This is a genomic window from Maribacter arcticus (assembly GCF_900167935.1).
GTDB lineage: Bacteria > Bacteroidota > Bacteroidia > Flavobacteriales > Flavobacteriaceae > Maribacter > Maribacter arcticus.
On record NZ_FUYL01000002.1, the window covers coordinates 84,958 to 103,613 of the forward strand.

At 35.9% G+C, this 18,656-nt stretch carries 12 protein-coding genes; 2 read left to right on the forward strand and 10 right to left on the reverse strand.

Annotated features, from left to right (window positions below; genetic code table 11):
* Nucleotides 1-43 precede the first annotated feature (43 nt).
* Nucleotides 44-2,224: an acylase gene (locus B5X55_RS03160; RefSeq protein WP_079511158.1), complete on the reverse strand. Its 2,181-nt coding sequence runs from the start codon at nt 2,222-2,224 to the stop codon at nt 44-46.
* 48 nt (nt 2,225-2,272) lie between these two features.
* A complete protein-coding gene (locus B5X55_RS03165) occupies nt 2,273-3,316 on the reverse strand; it encodes a TPM domain-containing protein (protein WP_079511159.1) in 1,044 nt (347 codons plus the stop codon).
* 129 nt (nt 3,317-3,445) lie between these two features.
* Here B5X55_RS03165 and B5X55_RS03170 point away from each other — a divergent pair, with 129 nt between their 5' ends.
* The gene (locus B5X55_RS03170) at nt 3,446-5,182 is read left to right on the forward strand and encodes an ABC transporter ATP-binding protein (protein WP_079511160.1); all 1,737 of its coding nucleotides are present in this window, start codon (nt 3,446-3,448) and stop codon (nt 5,180-5,182) included.
* 456 nt (nt 5,183-5,638) lie between these two features.
* On the opposite strand, the gene B5X55_RS03180 is transcribed toward B5X55_RS03170, so the two are convergent.
* The 4 genes from B5X55_RS03180 to B5X55_RS03195 all read right to left on the reverse strand — a co-directional run bounded on the left by B5X55_RS03180 (nt 5,639) and on the right by B5X55_RS03195 (nt 8,566).
* The gene (locus B5X55_RS03180) at nt 5,639-5,971 is read right to left on the reverse strand and encodes a 2Fe-2S iron-sulfur cluster-binding family protein (protein WP_079511162.1); all 333 of its coding nucleotides are present in this window, start codon (nt 5,969-5,971) and stop codon (nt 5,639-5,641) included.
* Between the two features lie 71 nt (nt 5,972-6,042).
* Nucleotides 6,043-7,101 (reverse strand): NAD(P)/FAD-dependent oxidoreductase, encoded by a 1,059-nt coding sequence (locus B5X55_RS03185; RefSeq protein ID WP_079511163.1) that lies wholly within the window; start codon nt 7,099-7,101, stop codon nt 6,043-6,045.
* Between the two features lie 71 nt (nt 7,102-7,172).
* Entirely contained in the window at nt 7,173-7,418 is a 246-nt protein-coding gene (locus B5X55_RS03190; protein WP_079511164.1) for a NifU family protein, read from the reverse strand.
* 2 nt (nt 7,419-7,420) lie between these two features.
* Complete coding sequence (locus B5X55_RS03195) at nt 7,421-8,566, reverse strand: Mrp/NBP35 family ATP-binding protein (protein ID WP_079511165.1); 1,146 nt, start codon at nt 8,564-8,566, stop codon at nt 7,421-7,423.
* A 196-nt stretch (nt 8,567-8,762) separates the two neighbouring features.
* Between B5X55_RS03195 and B5X55_RS03200 the strand changes: the two genes are divergently transcribed.
* The gene (locus B5X55_RS03200; RefSeq protein ID WP_079511166.1) at nt 8,763-10,436 is read left to right on the forward strand and encodes an amidase; all 1,674 of its coding nucleotides are present in this window, start codon (nt 8,763-8,765) and stop codon (nt 10,434-10,436) included.
* Between the two features lie 124 nt (nt 10,437-10,560).
* Here B5X55_RS03200 and B5X55_RS03205 read toward each other — a convergent pair whose 3' ends face one another.
* The 4 genes from B5X55_RS03205 to B5X55_RS03220 form a co-directional block, all read right to left on the reverse strand.
* Nucleotides 10,561-11,226 carry an ABC transporter ATP-binding protein gene (locus tag B5X55_RS03205; protein WP_079511167.1) on the reverse strand — a complete coding sequence of 222 codons (666 nt, stop codon included), beginning with the start codon at nt 11,224-11,226 and terminating at the stop codon, nt 10,561-10,563.
* Nucleotides 11,227-11,264: 38 nt separating this feature from the next.
* Nucleotides 11,265-13,715, reverse strand: coding sequence for an ABC transporter permease (locus B5X55_RS03210; RefSeq protein ID WP_079511168.1), 2,451 nt, complete (start codon nt 13,713-13,715; stop codon nt 11,265-11,267).
* Nucleotides 13,716-13,727: 12 nt separating this feature from the next.
* Nucleotides 13,728-16,127 (reverse strand): ABC transporter permease, encoded by a 2,400-nt coding sequence (locus B5X55_RS03215; protein WP_079511169.1) that lies wholly within the window; start codon nt 16,125-16,127, stop codon nt 13,728-13,730.
* A 76-nt stretch (nt 16,128-16,203) separates the two neighbouring features.
* On the reverse strand, nt 16,204-18,636 hold the full coding sequence (locus B5X55_RS03220; RefSeq protein WP_079511170.1) for an ABC transporter permease: 2,433 nt from the start codon (nt 18,634-18,636) through the stop codon (nt 16,204-16,206).
* Nucleotides 18,637-18,656: the final 20 nt, after the last annotated feature.

An 18,656-nucleotide genomic window follows, 5' to 3' on the forward strand; every position in this document is an offset into this window, starting at 1 on the left:
TTAGGATTAATACACTTACTATACTGACTACTAGCTAAATATACTACTTTCTTTTTCCAGGTAAATATGTTTCTTGCGCTCTTTTTAATACATCTTCGCGATAAAAAGCCACATCTTTCCAATCTATATTCAAATACTTTTCGATTTGGTCGTTAAAATGTGGTGAAGTTGGGTCGCCACTTTGCCCCCCGGCTAATATTGTTTTTGCTTGTACTTTATCCCCAAATTCAACTACAGCCACAAAACTATTACCTCGTGTACCGTATATTTTCTTAGCACCTGGCGCCGTATATCTAGCACCATAAGCTGCAAGCGCACCCCAAGTTCCTGATGCAAATCCTACCCCAACACTTGGCAAACTATCATTAAAAGGTTGCATAACATCTCCTGTTAAACGTTGGTATCGATTGACTTCACCCCATGGCATTTTCCATGTTCCAAAATCATCATTTAAAATTTTTATAGCTTCTTCAAATACCGCTAGCTTTTCTGTATTTGGAGAATCACTTCCCCAATATTCTACCAACTCCATACTATTAAGTCCCGTTGGTCGAACTGCTTTTTGGTAACATAAAGTACCATAAAAATTTGCTAACGTCATCGCTACAGATTCTTTTGAAGTTTTATAGTCCCAATTGCGAATCACCTCAATCGCTTCTTTTAATTCTTCTTTTGGGCTAGCGTCATATGCTTTTACCAACCCAGGAATCAAAGCCTTAAAAGCAGGTAAATATGGGTCATGCGCTAATTGAATTAAACTATCAATGGTATACCCCTTTTTATCTGTCAACAATTCAATGGCATGCACTCCTCTAAAATTCTCTTGGTCTTTCGACATATAATTAGGGTAATCTTCCTTTTTCGGACTAAACTCCAATGCTGAAGTATAGGGTGTGGAGTTACAATTCTGAATCCATCCATTTTCTGGATTCAAGACCAAAATATTTTCATCGACAGTATGCAACCCTTGCCAATCTGTTTTAGGATTACTCCCATCTACAGGTACTTCATAATTAAACGTTACATCTCTTTTAGGAACAAAATTTCCGTGGAAATAAGCAATATTCCCTTCTGCATCGGCGTACACCGTATTGTTACTTGAATTGGTGCGGATATCCATCATCTCGCGAAATCCTTTATACCCACTTTGCTTAGTTCTAATAAAAGATTGCTCAAGTGCCTTTATAGGTTCCCACATCATAGCTGAAGCTGTCCATTGGCCATCAGCTACATGAGTTATAGGTCCGTGGTGTGTTCGATAAGCGGGATAGGTTTTTTCTTTTAATTGGTCTCCAACCAAATATTTCAAACTAATCTCATCAGATTTCACCTCTCTTAGCTCTTCCCCATATTGATAAAACAAATTCTCATCATTCTTAACAATCGTTTCCTTGAATTCATCCATCACATCGGTATAGGTTGATGTATGCATCCATCCAGTTTTTTCATTGAACCCTTGGTATACAAAAAATTGTCCCCAGGTTACTGCGCCATACGCATTCAATCCTTCCTCTGAAACCACATGAACTTCTCCCCTAAAATAAAATGAGGTATGCGGATTAATCAATAACATCGAATTCCCAGACTGTGTCAATTTTCCAGAGATAGCAATACCATTTGAACCTTGCGGCTCTTCAGCTTCTTTTTCCTTTTTTAATTGCAATTGTTCCATTTCTGGAAGCGCCATATCACTTTCATAAAAAGCAGCAATCTTCTTTGTAGAAATTCGCTCTATATCACCACCTATAGAACCTTCACTAAAGTACATAGGCATCCACGGCTCAAAATGTGTTAGTAATTTTGGTTTTACCTCAGGATGGGTATACAGGTAATAATTTACACCGTCAGCAAAAGCATCACACAATTTCTTTAACCAAGCGGGACTCCTCTCATAATTTGCCTTTGCTTCTTCTTCGCTCATGAACAATTTTGCACGCAAATCACTGTACAACGCTTCTTCACCTTCCACTTCTGCCAACCGACCAATAGCCCAAATATAGTTTTGCTCTACCCGATTAAAATCATCTTCACATTGTGCATATAACAACCCAAAAACGGCATCAGCATCGGTTTTACCGTAAATATGAGGCACTCCGTAATCATCTCTTATAATTTCAATATTTGCCGCTTGCGCTTCCCATTTCTCGACCTCTGGGGCTTTCGTGTTCTCAGCCTTACAGGCCATAATCAATACAAAAACTAACAAGTAAATAATTCTATTCATAATTGTTCTATTAACGATTTTTTGAAGGTATATAAAAGTAGTTGAATTTTACCAGCTTCCACTAGAGCCACCACCACCAGAACTTCCACCTCCACCAGAAAATGAGCTTGAGCTTCCGCCAGAGGAACCTGAGCCAAATGAGTGTGATCCCGATGATGAAAAAGTTTTTCTATAATAGGTTTTATCATTTTTAATCCATGAAATATTCAAATTTTCCTCACCCATTATTCTAATCTTTACGAAAGCAATGAATGCTGCAATCACGAAAAATGGTACCAACACCCATAACAATTCAATTGGGCGGTCAACAATGTTAGTCATTATGTTATGGTCTGATGCGTAGACACTATAAGCCACTGCTAACGGTATTATCATAAAAAGAAGACCGAATAATGAGGACAAAGAGCCGCTAATAAGCATAAACAGCCCAGGTAGCACCCCAAGCTTTCCAATAAAAATACCTCTAAAAACCTCAATGATATTTCTATAACTTCTGAAAAAGAAGAAACCACCTACTACAATAAAAACTAATAGAAAAAGGCACAAAAAAGCAAAGCCAATCATATCATCTTTACGTTCACTCTCTTCAATTTCTTGTTTGAATTCTGCGAGCGCCTCAGGATTATTTAAAAATTCAATAATTTGATTTATAGCCTCATTAATTCCTTCAAAATAGCGTTCCTCCTTAAAATTGGGAATCATGGTATTTCGAATAATTCTAGAAGAAACGGCATCGGTTATGTAGGGCTCCAAACCATACCCAACCTCAATACGGACTTCCCTGTCTAATTCTGAGAATACTATTAGTAAGCCATTATCCTTATCTTTTTGACCAATACCATTTTGATTAAAAATGCCATTCGCATAGGTTTCAATAGTTTCAAAACCTAACTGCTCAATTGTAACAATTACAATCTGATTTGTAGTTTTCTGTTCAAAATCTACAAGTCTTTCGTTTAAATCTTGAACTTGATTATTATTAAATATTTGGGCACTATCCGTCACAAACTCATGTAACTCATAATATTGTTGCTGTGCATGAGCTAATAGGGACGCAAATAATAAAAGAAGTACGTGTATTTTTTTGAGCATAAATAAATAGTCGGGTTTATCAAATATAAAAACCTTTATCTAGACTCGGCATCAATTTCAAAACCTTGCTAAGAAACCATCAAATCTTTAGATTTAAAGTAACTTGCAGACTTTTAAAATCAACTTTTCATGTCCGAAAATAAAGTAACTATACTTTCTGCATTCAAAACAATAATTTGGCCCAGGCGAAAGCTAGTATTTATAGGTCTTCTATTAATAGTTATTAGCAAAGCAGCGAGCTTTGTTGCTCCTCTATCCCTTAAATACTTAATGGATGATATTATTCCTAATAAAAACATTGAACTATTAAAATTATTGGTTGGTGCTGTAGCAATAGCCATATTAGTTCAATCGGTAACTTCATTTTTATTGACCAAAATATTAAGTGTTCAAGCACAATATTTAATTTCTGAATTAAGGGCTCAGGTACAGAAAAAAGTGCTTTCCCTTCCTATTCGTTTTTTCGATAACACAAAATCTGGAGCTTTGGTTTCCCGTATCATGAGCGACGTAGAAGGAGTTAGAAACCTAATTGGCACAGGATTAGTTCAATTGGTAGGTGGTACTATTACAGCGGTAGTTTCGCTGATTTTACTTTTACGTATTAGTTGGACAATGACCATTTTCACTTTAGTGCCCCTCGCTATTTTTGCCTTGATTGCATTAAAAGCTTTTAAAATAATTCGCCCCATATTTAGAAATAGAGGTAAAATCAATGCCGAGGTAACAGGCAGGTTGACCGAAACTTTAGGTGGCGTTAGAGTTATTAAGGGTTTTAACGCTGAGGAGCAAGAAAATAAAATCTTTGAGGAAGGTGTGGAGCGGCTTTTTTTAAATGTAAAAAAGAGTTTGACAGCCACCGCATTTATGACTAGCTCCTCTACTTTTTTATTGGGATTAGCAACAACGGGTATTATGGGTATAGGTGGTTATAAAATTATGATGGATGAATTGACCATTGGTAATTTCTTGACCTTCACATTTTTGTTGGGGCTAATGGTAGCTCCAATTGTTCAAATGAGTAATATTGGAAGTCAACTGACCGAAGCCCTAGCCGGTTTAGACCGTACAGAAGAATTGATGAATATGACCCCGGAGTCTGATGAAGAGAACCGAACCAAATTCTTAAAAAACTTGGAAGGCAATATTATTTTCGATGATGTTTCTTTTGCTTATGAAGAGGATAAAGAAGTGCTTCACAATATTAGTTTTGAAGCTAAATCTGGCGAAGTCATAGCCCTTGTAGGGAGTTCCGGATCTGGAAAAAGTACCATTGCAGGTTTGGCGGCTACTTTTTTGAATCCGCAGTCGGGTATGATAACCGTTGATGGAGAAGACATTGCAAAGGTTAACTTAGGTAGTTTCAGAAAACATTTAGGTGTTGTTTTACAAGATGAATTTCTTTTTGAAGGTACAATTCGCCAGAACATTCTTTTTCCTAGACCAGATGCTACCGAAGAAGAATTGACCGCAGCAGTAAATGCTGCTTATGTAAATGAATTTACAGACCGGTTTGAAGACGGATTAGAAACATTAATTGGTGAACGCGGCGTTAAATTATCTGGTGGACAACGACAACGTATCGCAATTGCCCGAGCTGTTTTGGCCAACCCAAGAATTTTAATATTGGATGAAGCTACTTCTAACCTTGATACAGAAAGTGAAGCGCTGATTCAGAAAAGTTTGGCAGAACTTACTAAAGGGAGAACTACTTTTGTAATTGCTCACCGTTTGAGTACCATTAGAAAAGCAAATCAGATTTTAGTCATAGAAAACGGACGCATTGCAGAGCAAGGTACGCATGATGAATTAATTGCTACAGAGGGCAGGTACCATAATTTATTTACATATCAAGCGAGAATTTAATTTGGTTAATGGTTAAATTCTATTTTCTCAATCCATTAATGGAACAGTCAATAATAGCCATAGCACAAACAATACCCAGATTAAACCTAAACCATTAATTACAAGCAACAATAAACTTTCACTAAACCTATGTTTAAATGTAAGTACGGCAGTAATTAGTAAAATATTAATTGAAATAGTGATAGGAATAATTGAATATCCATATTCAATTGGACCTTCAATATTTTTAATAATGATAATCGTATAAGGGAAAAAGTAAAGATTCATGGTAATTATTAAAATCGATACAACCCTATTTGCAACTTTCATTCTATAAAGTGGTTTCTAGGTTACTTCTCGCAAGGACGGAGTAAAAATTCTTATTTTCTTAGTTAGCGCAGCACGTCTAACTGGCAGTTTTAAACACGAATTAAACAGATTATTTCGTTGCTACAATGCTCCTCGCAATGAAGCGTATTAAGCTTCTTCTGGAGCTAATTCTACCTCTAAGCCATCCATATCTTCAGAAATATGTAGTTGGCATCCTAATCTTGAATTATCTTTTACATTAAATGCTTCAGAAAGCATTGCTTCTTCATCATCAGACATTTCTGGTAGTTCATGATTAGACTTTATATAACATTGACAAGAAGCACACATTGCCATACCGCCACAGATACCTATGGTGCCTTCAGGAGCTAGTTCATAAGAACGAACAACCTCCATCAAGTTCATGTTCATATCGGTCGGGGCGTCTATTTCATGTAACACTCCGTCTCTATCTATGATTTTTAATTTTACATCTGTCATTTAAGTAACAATTTTTTAATTTCCATCTCCTAAGTCGCTCGACTTAGCTCAGAATGACATTTCATACTATTTTATTCTATTGCCTTTACAACTGCTTTAGGCGCTTCTTTTTTACTTCCATCAAAACCACTGACACCACCTACGGTAGTATACTTCATAACATATTTCTTATCTGGGAATATTTTTTGAAAAGCACTTTGGCACATTAATGTTGCTTCATGAAAGCCACATAGTATTAATTTTAATTTACCCGGATATGTGTTGACATCTCCAATTGCATAAATACCGGGTATATTGGTTTGATAATCAAATGTATCAACTTTGATTGCATTTTTCTCTATCTCCAAACCCCAGTCACCAATAGGCCCTAGTTTAGGAGAAAGTCCGAATAAAGGAATAAATGCATCTACAGCTAAAGTGATATCTTCTTTGGCATCAGTAGTCTTACGAATTAAAACAGACTCCAGTGAATTGATACCATTTAACCCTATAATTTCTCCTGGGGTCACTAGATTGATCTTCCCTTGATTTTTTAATTCTTGAACTTTTTCAACAGAATCTAATGCCCCTCTAAATTCATTTCTTCTATGTACCAAGGTTACTTCTGATGCAACATTAGCTAAGAAAATACTCCAATCGAGAGCAGAATCACCTCCGCCTGCAATCACTACTTTTTTATCGCGATACACCTCAGGATCCTTAATCATATAAGCAACGCCATTATCTTCAAATTTTGCCAAATTTTCCAATAATGGTTTACGGGGTTCAAAACTCCCTAAACCACCTGCAATTGCTACTATTGGAGCATGGTGCTCAGTACCTTTATTGGTGGTAACCACAAAAGAACCATCGGTTAATTTCTTAATAGTTTCAGCACGCTCACCCAAGGTAAAACCGGGTTGAAATGGCTTAATCTGTTCCATAAGATTATCTACCAAATCGCCTGCCAAGACTTCTGGAAAACCAGGAATATCGTAAATAGGTTTTTTAGGATAGATTTCAGAACACTGCCCACCTGCTTGAGGTAGCGCATCAATTAAATGGCATTTTAATTTTAATAGTCCTGCTTCAAAAACTGCGAAAAGACCCGTAGGTCCCGCGCCAATTATTAGTATATCGGTCTTAATCATTAAAAAAATTTATTTTTAAAACCCTTCAAAATTATCAATCTATTGAGTTAAAAATAATGATATTCATCAGGTTATATACCTGCTACATTAATCACTTTCTCTATTTGCGGAGCGTATTTTTTTATAGTCATTTCCACACCACTCTTAAGAGTCATTTGATTAACACTACATCCTACACAGGCGCCTTCCAATCTGACTTTTACAGAATTATCATCATCGATAGAAATCAACGTAATATCCCCTCCATCACTTTGTAAAAAAGGTCTGATTTCCTCTAATGCTTTTTCAACATTTAATATTAGTTCTTCCGAAGTCATATCTATTTTTTCTTAACGGCAGAACATCCTGCCATTGTTGTAATCTTTATTGCTTCGGTCGGGGGCAGTGTCTTATTTCTTCCAACAACCTCACTTACTACTTGCCTGGTGATTTCTTCAAAAGCAGCCTCCACCGGTGTGCCACTTTGTAATGCCGCAGGTCTACCTACATCTCCTGCCTCTCGTATACTTTGAACCAAAGGTATTTCACCAAGAAAAGGTACTTTTAAATCTTCTGCAAGATGTTTCGCTCCTTCTTTACCAAATATATAGTATTTATTTTCTGGCAACTCTGCTGGTGTAAAATAGGCCATATTTTCTATGATACCTAAAACCGGCACATTTATAGAATCTTGTTGAAACATTGCTACTCCCTTTCTAGCGTCTGCAAGAGCAACTTCTTGTGGTGTACTTACCACAACTGCCCCGGTAATTGGCAAAGCTTGCATAATACTTAAATGTATATCGCCCGTACCTGGTGGTAAATCGATTAACATAAAATCTAAATCGCCCCAATGTGCATCAAATATCATTTGATTTAGTGCTTTAGAAGCCATTGGCCCTCTCCAAATCACCGCTTGATCTCTTTGCGTGAAAAAGCCTATTGATAATAGTTTTACCCCGTAACTTTCAACAGGTTTCATTTTAGATTTACCAGCTATATTTACAGCAAGGGGTTTTTCATTTGGCACATCAAACATAATCGGCATTGACGGACCATAAATATCGGCATCTAATAAGCCTACCTTAAAGCCCATTTTAGACAAAGTAACCGCTAGGTTTGCCGTAACAGTTGATTTACCAACCCCACCTTTACCAGAAGCTACCGCGATTATATTAGAAATACCAGGAATAGCTTTCCCCTTTATTTCATTAACTTTATTAGGCTTAGTATCTGGAGCTTCTACTTTTACGTTAATCTTAATTTTCGCTTTCGCATAAACCTCTTTATGGATTATTTTTAAAATCTCGACCTCTGTCTTTTTTCGGGCTTGTAGACTAGGATTTTTAATGGTAATATCAATTTCAACCTCATCGCCAAAAATTTGAATATTGGTAACTGCACCACTATCTACCATATTCTGACCCTCACCAGGAACCGTAATATGTTCCAAAGCCTTCAAAATGTCCTTTTTATCTATCTTCATTATATAAATTCATTCTAAACAACAAAGATAATCCTTAGATGGGAGATTATGAAGTTCGTGTATTGAAAATGAAGATGTCATTATAAATAGAACCTCTTATTACTAGAAAATCATTTCTTGTTTAATTATAATTCAGACAAGAATAGATACTAAACAAAAATCGTAATTTAGAACACTATTAAAAATTGTATCAACCATGTCCCTACCAACCAAAAAAACAATTCAACTATTAGTTTTAAGTTCAATCGTAATAATGACCTTAGCTTGCTCAAGTTCAAAATCTGAGTTTTCTAAAAAAGATGTTGTTCGGTCACAAAAATTATTAGGCCTCGATTTTGACAAAAAATATATCGACACACTTTACCCTTATCTAAAACGTAATAAAGAAGGCTTCGATTCTTTACGAAAATATACGTTGGACAATGACGTTTTTCCAGCGATTCAATTCAATCCTTTACCAACAAATTTTTCACCAAAACCCCAAGCTGGATTTCCAGATTGGGAAATTCCGGAAAATGTACAATTACCAGAAAAAGAAGCTGATTTAGCTTTTTATTCCATCCCTCAACTTGCTTCATTAATTAAGAATAAAAAAATAAGTTCTTTAAAATTGACTGAATTTTTCATAGAACGTTTAAAAAAATATAATCCTGTTTTACAATGTACCATTACCATTACCGAACAAATGGCTTTGGACCAGGCAAAGAAATTAGATAATGAACTCGCCACCGGTAATTACCGAGGCATTTTACATGGTATACCTTACGGAGTTAAAGATTTAATGGCGGTTGAAGGATACAAAACTACTTGGGGTGCTGAACCTTATCGAAACCAACAAATTGAAATGACTGCAACCGTAGTTGAAAAATTACAAAATGCCGGTGGCGTTTTAATTGCTAAACTGGTTTCTGGTTCTTTGGCACGTGGTGATGTTTGGTTCGATGGAAAAACAAAAAATCCGTGGGATACTGCACAAGGAGCGACAGGGTCTTCTGCGGGTTCTGGATCTGCCACCTCTGCCGGGTTAGTACCTTTTGCGCTTGGAACAGAAACATTAGGCTCTATAACCTCGCCAAGTACTAGAAACGGAATTACAGGTTTACGGCCCACCTACGGAAGAGTAAGTAGACATGGGGTAATGAGTTTGAGTTGGTCTATGGATAAAGTTGGCCCTATGGCAAGAAGTGCAGAAGATTGCGCGATAGTTTATAGCATTATTACCGGAAAGGACTTAAAAGATGGTACGACAACTGATTACCCTGATGGTTTTGAACCGAAAAAAGATTACAAATCTCTTCGGGTAGCCTATCTAAAAAAGGACATTGAAAAAGATACTTCGCTAAGCAAAGCCAATTTGGAAAAAGCATTGGAAACTTTTAAGAAAATGGGAATAACACTAAATGAAGTTGAATTACCAGAAGATGTGCCCTACTCAAGTTTTGATGTGATTTTAAGAGCAGAAGCAGGTGCATTCTTTGACGACTTAGTTCGCTCCAGAAATGTTGATAAAATGGTAGAGCAAGACCAAAGTTCAAGAGCCAATTCATTACGCCAAGCACGTTTTATACCAGCTGTAGAATATTTACAGGCCAATAGACATCGACAAGTTCTTATTGAAAAAATGGAAGTAATCATGAAAGATTATGACATTCTTATTTCTCCAACTTTCGGTAATAGACAATTGATTATTACAAACCTTACTGGTCACCCCGTGATTTCTATTCCTACGGGATTGGATAAAGAAAAACACCCAACCAGTATTACTCTTGTTGGCAATCTATATGATGAGGCCAGTATTCTTTTATTGGCAAAAGCTTTTCAGGAAAATACCGATTTTGATGAAATGCACCCTGAAGGATATACTGATTAGTTTTATTGAATAGTGGGCAATCTAGATTTATGTTATTTACCAAACAAATGTTCTCGATACAATTTTTATCCAATAAAAAATTGGAGACAAATCACTAGAACTGACATTCAGCCATTACTAAAAATCAAATCTTCCTACCATCTAAAAGGTTGATGATTCTTGAGCCATATTCTGCATTCTTTTCTGAATGTGTAACTTGAATAATGGTAACGCCATCTTCTTTATTCAATTTTTGAAAAAGTTGCATAATTTCCTCACTCTGTTGAGAGTTTAGATTCCCTGTAGGTTCATCTGCTAAAATCAACTTAGGTTTTCCTATCAGTGCTCGAGCTACGCCGACTAACTGTTGCTGACCACCGCTCAATTGAGTTGGAAACAAATCTTTCTTCCCAACAATATTGAACCTATCTAGCATATCTGCAACCAACGCTTTTCGTTCCGAGCCCTTTACTTTTTTATACAATAAGGGCATTTCTAAATTTTCTTCTACTGTAAGCTCATCTAATAAATGATAGGATTGAAAAACAAAACCAATATATTCTTTGTACAAATTAGAACGGTATTTCTCTTTTAAGGTATGAACCGATTCACTCAAAAATTCATACTCTCCTTCATTAAAAGTATCTAACATGCCAATTACATTAAGTAATGTTGATTTCCCCGAACCTGATGGCCCCATTATGGAAATAAACTCTCCTTCTTCTACTTCAAGATTAACATCTTTAAGTAAGAATATGCGCTGACCGCCTTGTTGTACCCATTTGAAAATATTATTTAATTGTAGTAACATTATTTTTAGTTTTTGGTTGTTCGTTAAAATTTGAGCTATTACTCTGTTCGTAAACTTTTTACTGGGTTTGTATTAGCAGAGTTTATAGTTTTAATCGTCATTGTTAAAAGTGAAATCACAATCATTGACAAACCACTTAAGGCAAAGATCCACCAACTTAAAGTCGTTTTGTTAGCAAAACCCTCTAACCAATTATTAAGCCCATACCATGCGATAGGAGTAGCGATTAAAAAAGCTATCAACACTAATTTTAAAAAATCTTTCGATAGTAAAAAATTTAATTGAAATAGGTTTGCACCAAGTATTTTACGAATTCCTATTTCCTTTGTTCTACGCTCTGTAGTATGTATAACCAACCCAAACAATCCTAAACAACTTATAAGAATCGCAAGACCAGTAGCCCATTGTAAAAGAATAGAGGTTTTTTGCTCACTTTCATAAAACTTTTTTACGGTATCATCCATAAAACTATACTCAAAATCAGATTCTGGATATAGGTCTTTCCATATGGTTTCTACACGAGAAATAGTAGTTGGCCAATCAACAGTATCCAAACTATTCAATTTAAAATGAATGGTTCTAAATTGCGTCCATTTTCCACTGTAAGAACCTCCTGTAAATGCCATTGGAGCTACTCCATATTTTAGGGAGTGTTGGTTAAAATCTTCCATCACACCAACAATGGGTAAATTCTCATTGTCATTCTTTAAAATTTTACCAACTACATCTCCAGGGTTCTCAATTCCAATTACTTTTAAATACGATTTGTTGACTACAAATTCTCTTATTGAATCATTTAAAGGCATTCGACCTGCAACTAATTTTAAATTGTATAAATCAAAATAGTTAGCATTACCATACATTAATTGTAAATCTGAATTTACTTCCTTTTCTCCATCTACAAACAAAGCGCCCATACTCATTGTTGAAAATGATGCTGGTGGATTTCCAGAAAGAACAACCTGTTTAATTCCTGGCAATTCTTCCATTTGACGTACAAACCTTGCTCGTTTAATAGCTGATGTGTCTCGCCAAGGAGTTCGTAAATACGCAATGGCCTCTGTCTTAAAGCCCATGTCCTTTTTCATAATATAGTTCAACTGCTTACCTACCATCAGCGTAGCTATTATAAATACTTGAGCAATTACAAATTGAAATACGGTTAAATACTTTCTTAAAGAGCCTTTATTAGAATTGGGTAGAATCTGCTGCTTAAGCACTGAAACTGGTTTGTATTTCGACATGACCAAAGCAGGATAAAAACCTGATAAAACCGTTACTAAAATTAGCAATACAGCTATACCTACCATAATCCAAGGATTCCAAAAAAGCTCAAAGGTGAGTCCTGTTGGAATAAAATCAGAAAATAATATGAGTAACCATTTCGAAAGAAAAAAAGAAAGAATAGCGGCAGCCAAAGTCAATATAAATGTTTCTCCTAAGAACTGAAATATCAATTGTTTTCTTGAACTGCCTAAGGTTTTTCTAATACCAATTTCCTTTGCTCGTTGTATAGCTTGGGCAGTATTTAAATTGATGAAATTTATACATCCTAGAAGAACTAAGATGGCAGCCAAAAACAATAAACTTTTTAGCGCTGACATTGTTGTTCGACTATCATTAAAATCGAACGTGCCATAATCAGGATTCAAATGAATATCAGTAAGCGGCTGTATGGCATATGTATTACTTCTACCAATGGCAACCATTTCTGGCTCATCATGTTCTATTGCAATTTGGGCAAGTGTTTCCTGAACTTTTATAGGGTCTGCATTCTGTGAAAGTTTAATGAATAATTGAGAGGCAGAGTTGGTGTTGTTCCAATTTGCTTCGTTTACAGCATTGGTCATATCTTGAGTCGCTGCAGTTTTTAAAGAGATAAATTCTTCAAAAACAATATCTGTTCTTTTATTAAAATTGGCTACAATGCCAGATACTGTTGCTGGTATTGTATCATTATACATTACAGACTTCCCTAAAATGCCCTCTAACTCTTTATTAGGGAAATATTTTCTAGCACGTTCTTCAGATAAAACTACCTTATTAGGTTCCTCCAACGCACTTTCCTTATTTCCTGCTAACCAATTATATTCAAAAGTCTTAAAATAGGATGGCTCGGTATAGATTACAAATTCAGGATTTTTAAATCGATCGCCTGTTTCCTGATTTTCAACATGTAAAGGATACGTGGTGAAAAATGGCGCTACCGTTTCCAATTCTTCCATGTTAAGATCCACGAGTGCTTGCGCCAGAGGTACCGTTACCCCTGCATTGTAAAAATCACCATCCGGACTTTTAAAAGCTGTAGTAACTCTATAGATTCTATCGCCATCTGGGTGAAACTTATCAAAAGAAAGGTCATAAAAAACCATAGCCCCAATTACAAAAGCAGCACTTAGACCAATGGAAAGACCCAAGATGTTTATCAATGAAAACACCTTGTTTTTCCAAACATTACGAAAAGCAGTTTTTAAATAATTACGTAGCATATTAGTTTAGTTTTACTCTGTTCTCAAACTCTTTACAGGATTAGCTTTTGCTGCTTTAATTGCCTGAAAACTAACAGTTAAAATTGTCACCAACATCGCACCAACCATGGCCAAGGCGAATATCCACCATTTTAGGATTACCCGGTAAGGATACTCCTGTAACCATCCGTTCATAATGAAGTATGCTATGGGCACTGCTATAAAACAAGAGATGATTACTAGCTTTAAAAAGTCTTTTGATAGCATATTCCATACATTAAAAATTGATGCTCCCAATACCTTTCTTACGCCTATTTCTTTCTTTCGTTGTTCTGCCACAAATGAGGTAAGTCCAAATAGTCCTAAACAACTAATTAATATGGCAAGTGCTGTAAAAACACCTGAAAGCGTACCGATTCGTTCTTCTGAAGCAAATTTTTGGCCATATTCACTATCTATAAATTCATACTCAAACGGTATATCTGGAAAATGCTCTTTAAAAACCCTCTCGATTGTAACAATGTTTTTACTGGCACTCTCATTTGGGTTTAATCTCAAATTATAATAGCTAGCGTTATTTTGCCTATCATATACATAAACACCTTGTTTTACAGGTTCGTAAGGTGATTGGGTTATCATATCTTGTACTACTCCAATAATTTTCAAAGGTGGTCCTGGGTCTTCATCATTATCATCTTTCAATAACATACCTACCGGATTTTCCAATCCCAAATATTTCTTTGCAGATTCATTAATCAATACACCTAAAGAATCTGTTGCAAATTCTCTAGAAAAATCTCTACCTTCTAAAATTTTAAGGTTCAATGATTTTGCGTACTCTGATGAAACCTCTGTCCATGCCAAATCTTCTTGAAATCCTTCTGGCTTACCTTCCCAAGTAAAGCCACTTCTGTTTGACCAAATTTGCGTAGTAGGACTACTAGAAGTAGACATTTCTACCACTGCATTTGACCCTAAAAATTCAGAACGCATCAAATCATATTTACCTACAAAATCTTGACTAAACGTGGGTATCTGTATCAACCCCTCTTTGTCATACCCTACAGGACGATTCTTGGCATGATTTATTTGTTGCATCACTATTACTGTACCTATAATGAAAGCTACCGAAACAGTAAACTGTACCACAACTAATATTTTTCTTGGCAAGCCAGCATATTTACCTGACTTAAAAGTTCCCTTTAAAACGTCTACCGGTTTAAATGAAGATAGATAAAGAGCGGGATAACTACCTGCTAACAATGAAGTGAATAAAATAAATGCCAAAGAAATCAACCAAAATATACCATTATCCCAAGGGAAAGTAATTTCCTTTTTTGACAATTCATTAAATCCGTTTAAAGATAATACCACCAATAACATTGCTAAGAAAAAAGCAAAAAGAACTACTAAGAAAGATTCACTTAAAAATTGATAGATCAATTGTCCTCTTTGTGATCCTATTGATTTTCGAATACCAACTTCTTTACCGCGTTTTTCTGACCTAGCTGTACTTAAGTTCATAAAATTAATACACGCCAAAAGCAGAACAAATGCACCGATTATACCGAAAAGCCAAACATATTTTATGCGTCCCCCGTTTTGCTTACCATTCTCAAAACTACTACGTAGGTACCAGTCTTCCATTGGAAAAAGAAAAAGCTGGGGATTAAATTCAGATGAATCGGGATTAAGATTTTTCTTTACATCTTTAATAGTATTGGTGATTTTCTCGAAAGATGTATTGTCGGAAATTTGCACAAACATTTGAAAAGAATTGTTGCCCCATTGGTCTTCTGCATTTCTTATCCATTCGTTATTCGCCAAATATTTTTCCCAAGGAATTATAAAGTCAGTGTCGTTGAAGGAATTATTTACGGGAATATCCTTATAAACCGAACTTACATTTAACTTGTGCTCGTTACTTACGGTAACCGTTTTACCGATTGGATCTTCGTTTCCAAATAAGGCATTGGCCGTAGATTCAGATAACATGATGGAGTTGATTTCTCGAAGTCCGTCTTTCTCCCCTTTTATAATTTCTAGACCAAAAAGCTCTGGCCCTACTTGCTGCATATAATTACCTGGCCTAGATATACTCTTGTCTCCATATTTTAAGTAATGATTATTTGTCCAAGAACACATAATCAAATGTTTAAAGTTATCGCTGTATCCATCGCGCAAGCCTTTTTCTAAAGGTCTAGGAATCGCTGGTCCGGTTCCTGTTTCTCCATTGAATGTCTGAGATTGAAAGACTTGGGCTATTTTATCCTTATTCTTGAAATAACTGTTATAGGAAAGCTCATCTAAAATCCAAAGTCCTATAATCAGCGTAACCGCCATACCCAAAGCGAGACCGCCCACATTTATAATGGTATACCCTTTGTTCTTCCAAAGATTTCGCCAAGCGATTTTTAAATAGTTCTTGAACATGATTCTCGTTATTTGATTGATTGATATTTCTTATTAATTCATTCTAGTATAAAGAGTGATTTAATATTTAAATGTTTCATTCTGAACGTAAACTTTTAACCGGGTTTACAATTGCCGCTTTTATGCTTTGATAACTTACCGTTACAATAGCTACCACAATTGACAAAACGGCTGCAAGTACAAATACACCAACACCCATATCTATTCGGTATGAAAAATCTTCTAACCATTTATTCATGGCAAACCAACCCAATGGCAAAGAAACCAATATTGCTATCCCTACCAATTTTAGAAAGTCTACCGTAAGTCGATACGAAATCTGACTTACAGTAGCTCCCAACACTTTTCTAACGCCAATTTCTTTGGTTCGCTTTTCAGCATTGAAGGCAGCTAATCCAAATAATCCCAAACAAGCAATGAAAATGGATAGAATAGTAAAAATGAAAAATATTTGACTCAGCTTTAGTTCCGCTTCGTAGGTGGTATTAAAAGCCTCATCCATAAACTGATAATCAAATGGTTGACCGGGTGCCATTTCGTTCCATTTGTTTTCGATCTCCGCAATTGAATTTGAATAGTCCCCGCCACTTAATCTTACCGCCATATTTTCAGCAGTTTTGTTTACATGCAATCCTAATGCACCTATATTTTCCCGAAGCGATTTAAAATGAAAATCCTTTACCACCCCGATAACGGTGTAGTAGGTAGGATTCTCCAATTCTATTTCCTCTGAAATTCTCATACCCAAAGCTTCTTCGGCAGTAACGTTCAAAATTGGCAAGGTGGCTTCATTTATAATTACCGCTGTTGAATCTGTAGCATACTGTTTGTTGAAATCGCGCCCAGCTACAATATTCATCTGTAACGTTTTTAAATAATCCGTGTCTACACCCCAGGTCTGCATTTGAATTGCACTTTCTTGACTGCTAGCACCTTCTTGAAAGAAGGAACTATCCGATCGCCATGATGGAGTAGGATAAAAATCACTTAAGGTGACATTTTCAACATTGCCCATTTTAAGAATTTCCTCTTTAAATGCATTTGTTTTAGACCCCAACGGACTAATCTCATTAATCAGCAACACTTGGTCTTTTGTAAAGCCTAAATCTTTACTCTGTATATAATTTAATTGCTGAAATACCACCAGCGTACTTACTATAAGAAAAACGGAAATTGAAAATTGAAATATCACCAAGGCATTTCTTACCCTGCCATTGCCTACACTTTCTGATGCTCCGCCTTTAAGAGTTTTAACGGGAGTAAATCTAGACATGAAAAAGGCAGGATAGCATCCAGAAAAAAGACCCAACACAATAGTAGCAGCCAATAGTATTAGCCAGAACAAAGGCTGTGTAAATGGAATTGTAATGACCTTTCCGGTAAATCCGTTAAAAAATGGCAGTGTGATCATTGTGATCAACAACGCCGCTATCAATGAAATAAAAGCTATTAAGCCAGATTCTGTCAAAAATTGAAAAATCAAATTCAATTTATTAGAACCCAAAGTTTTTCGCACACCCACTTCTTTGGCTCTTTTTAATGAATGTGCCGTAGACAGGTTCATGAAATTGACACTTGCCAGAATAATTAAAAATAGCCCAATGAATGAAAGTATATAAATATTTTGTATGCTGCTGGTTGCATTCATTTCCGAGTTTCTATCGGAATGTAAATGAATATCTGTCAACGCCATGGTGTGGTAGCGTATATAATTACCTGATGCCGCAAAGGATTCTGCCGTCATTCCCGGAAAATACTTTTGTGCCCATGGCAACATATATCTTTCTAGCATGCCTTGTAACGGTGCTTGAAAATCTTCAACCCTTGCTTCTGGTATTAATTTTATGAATGTAAAATAGTTATTACTGCCCCATAATTCTTCTCTAGATGCAACATTCCCTGCCATTGCCAAAAAAACACTGTACTCATTAAAATAAGAGTTTTTGGGCATATCTTCTATTACCCCTGTTACCGTATAGGTATCGGAATTATTTAGAAGTAAGTCTTGTCCTAGAACATCTGTTGATCCGAAATATTTTTCTGCGGCTGTTTTTGTTAGCACTAAAGAGTTTGTTCCTGTTAAAGCTGTTTTTGAATTCCCCACCAATAAATCAATACCGAAGAATTCAAAGAAAGTTGAATCGGCATAGGTTACTTTATTTTCTTTAGAACTTGTTTCTCCACCTACTTTTTTCACGTACATGCTACCCAAAGTTCTAAAACGCACCGTAGACTCTACTTGTGAGTAATCTCTTTTCAAGGCTCCTGCCATTGGCGGGGCAGATTCTGCAGCTTTAATTTCTGCACCTCCAAATTTTATATCGGCATCTATTCTATGAATACGGTCTGCATCGGCAAACATTTTATCATAACTCAGCTCATCATAAATGTATAATGAAATTATTAGAGCACCGGCCATACCTATTGCAAGGCCAAATGTATTCAAGAAGGTAAAAAAGGCTTGCTTCTTTAAGCTTCTCCATGCGATTTTAATGTGATTCTTAAACATGATTCTCGTTTTTGATGATT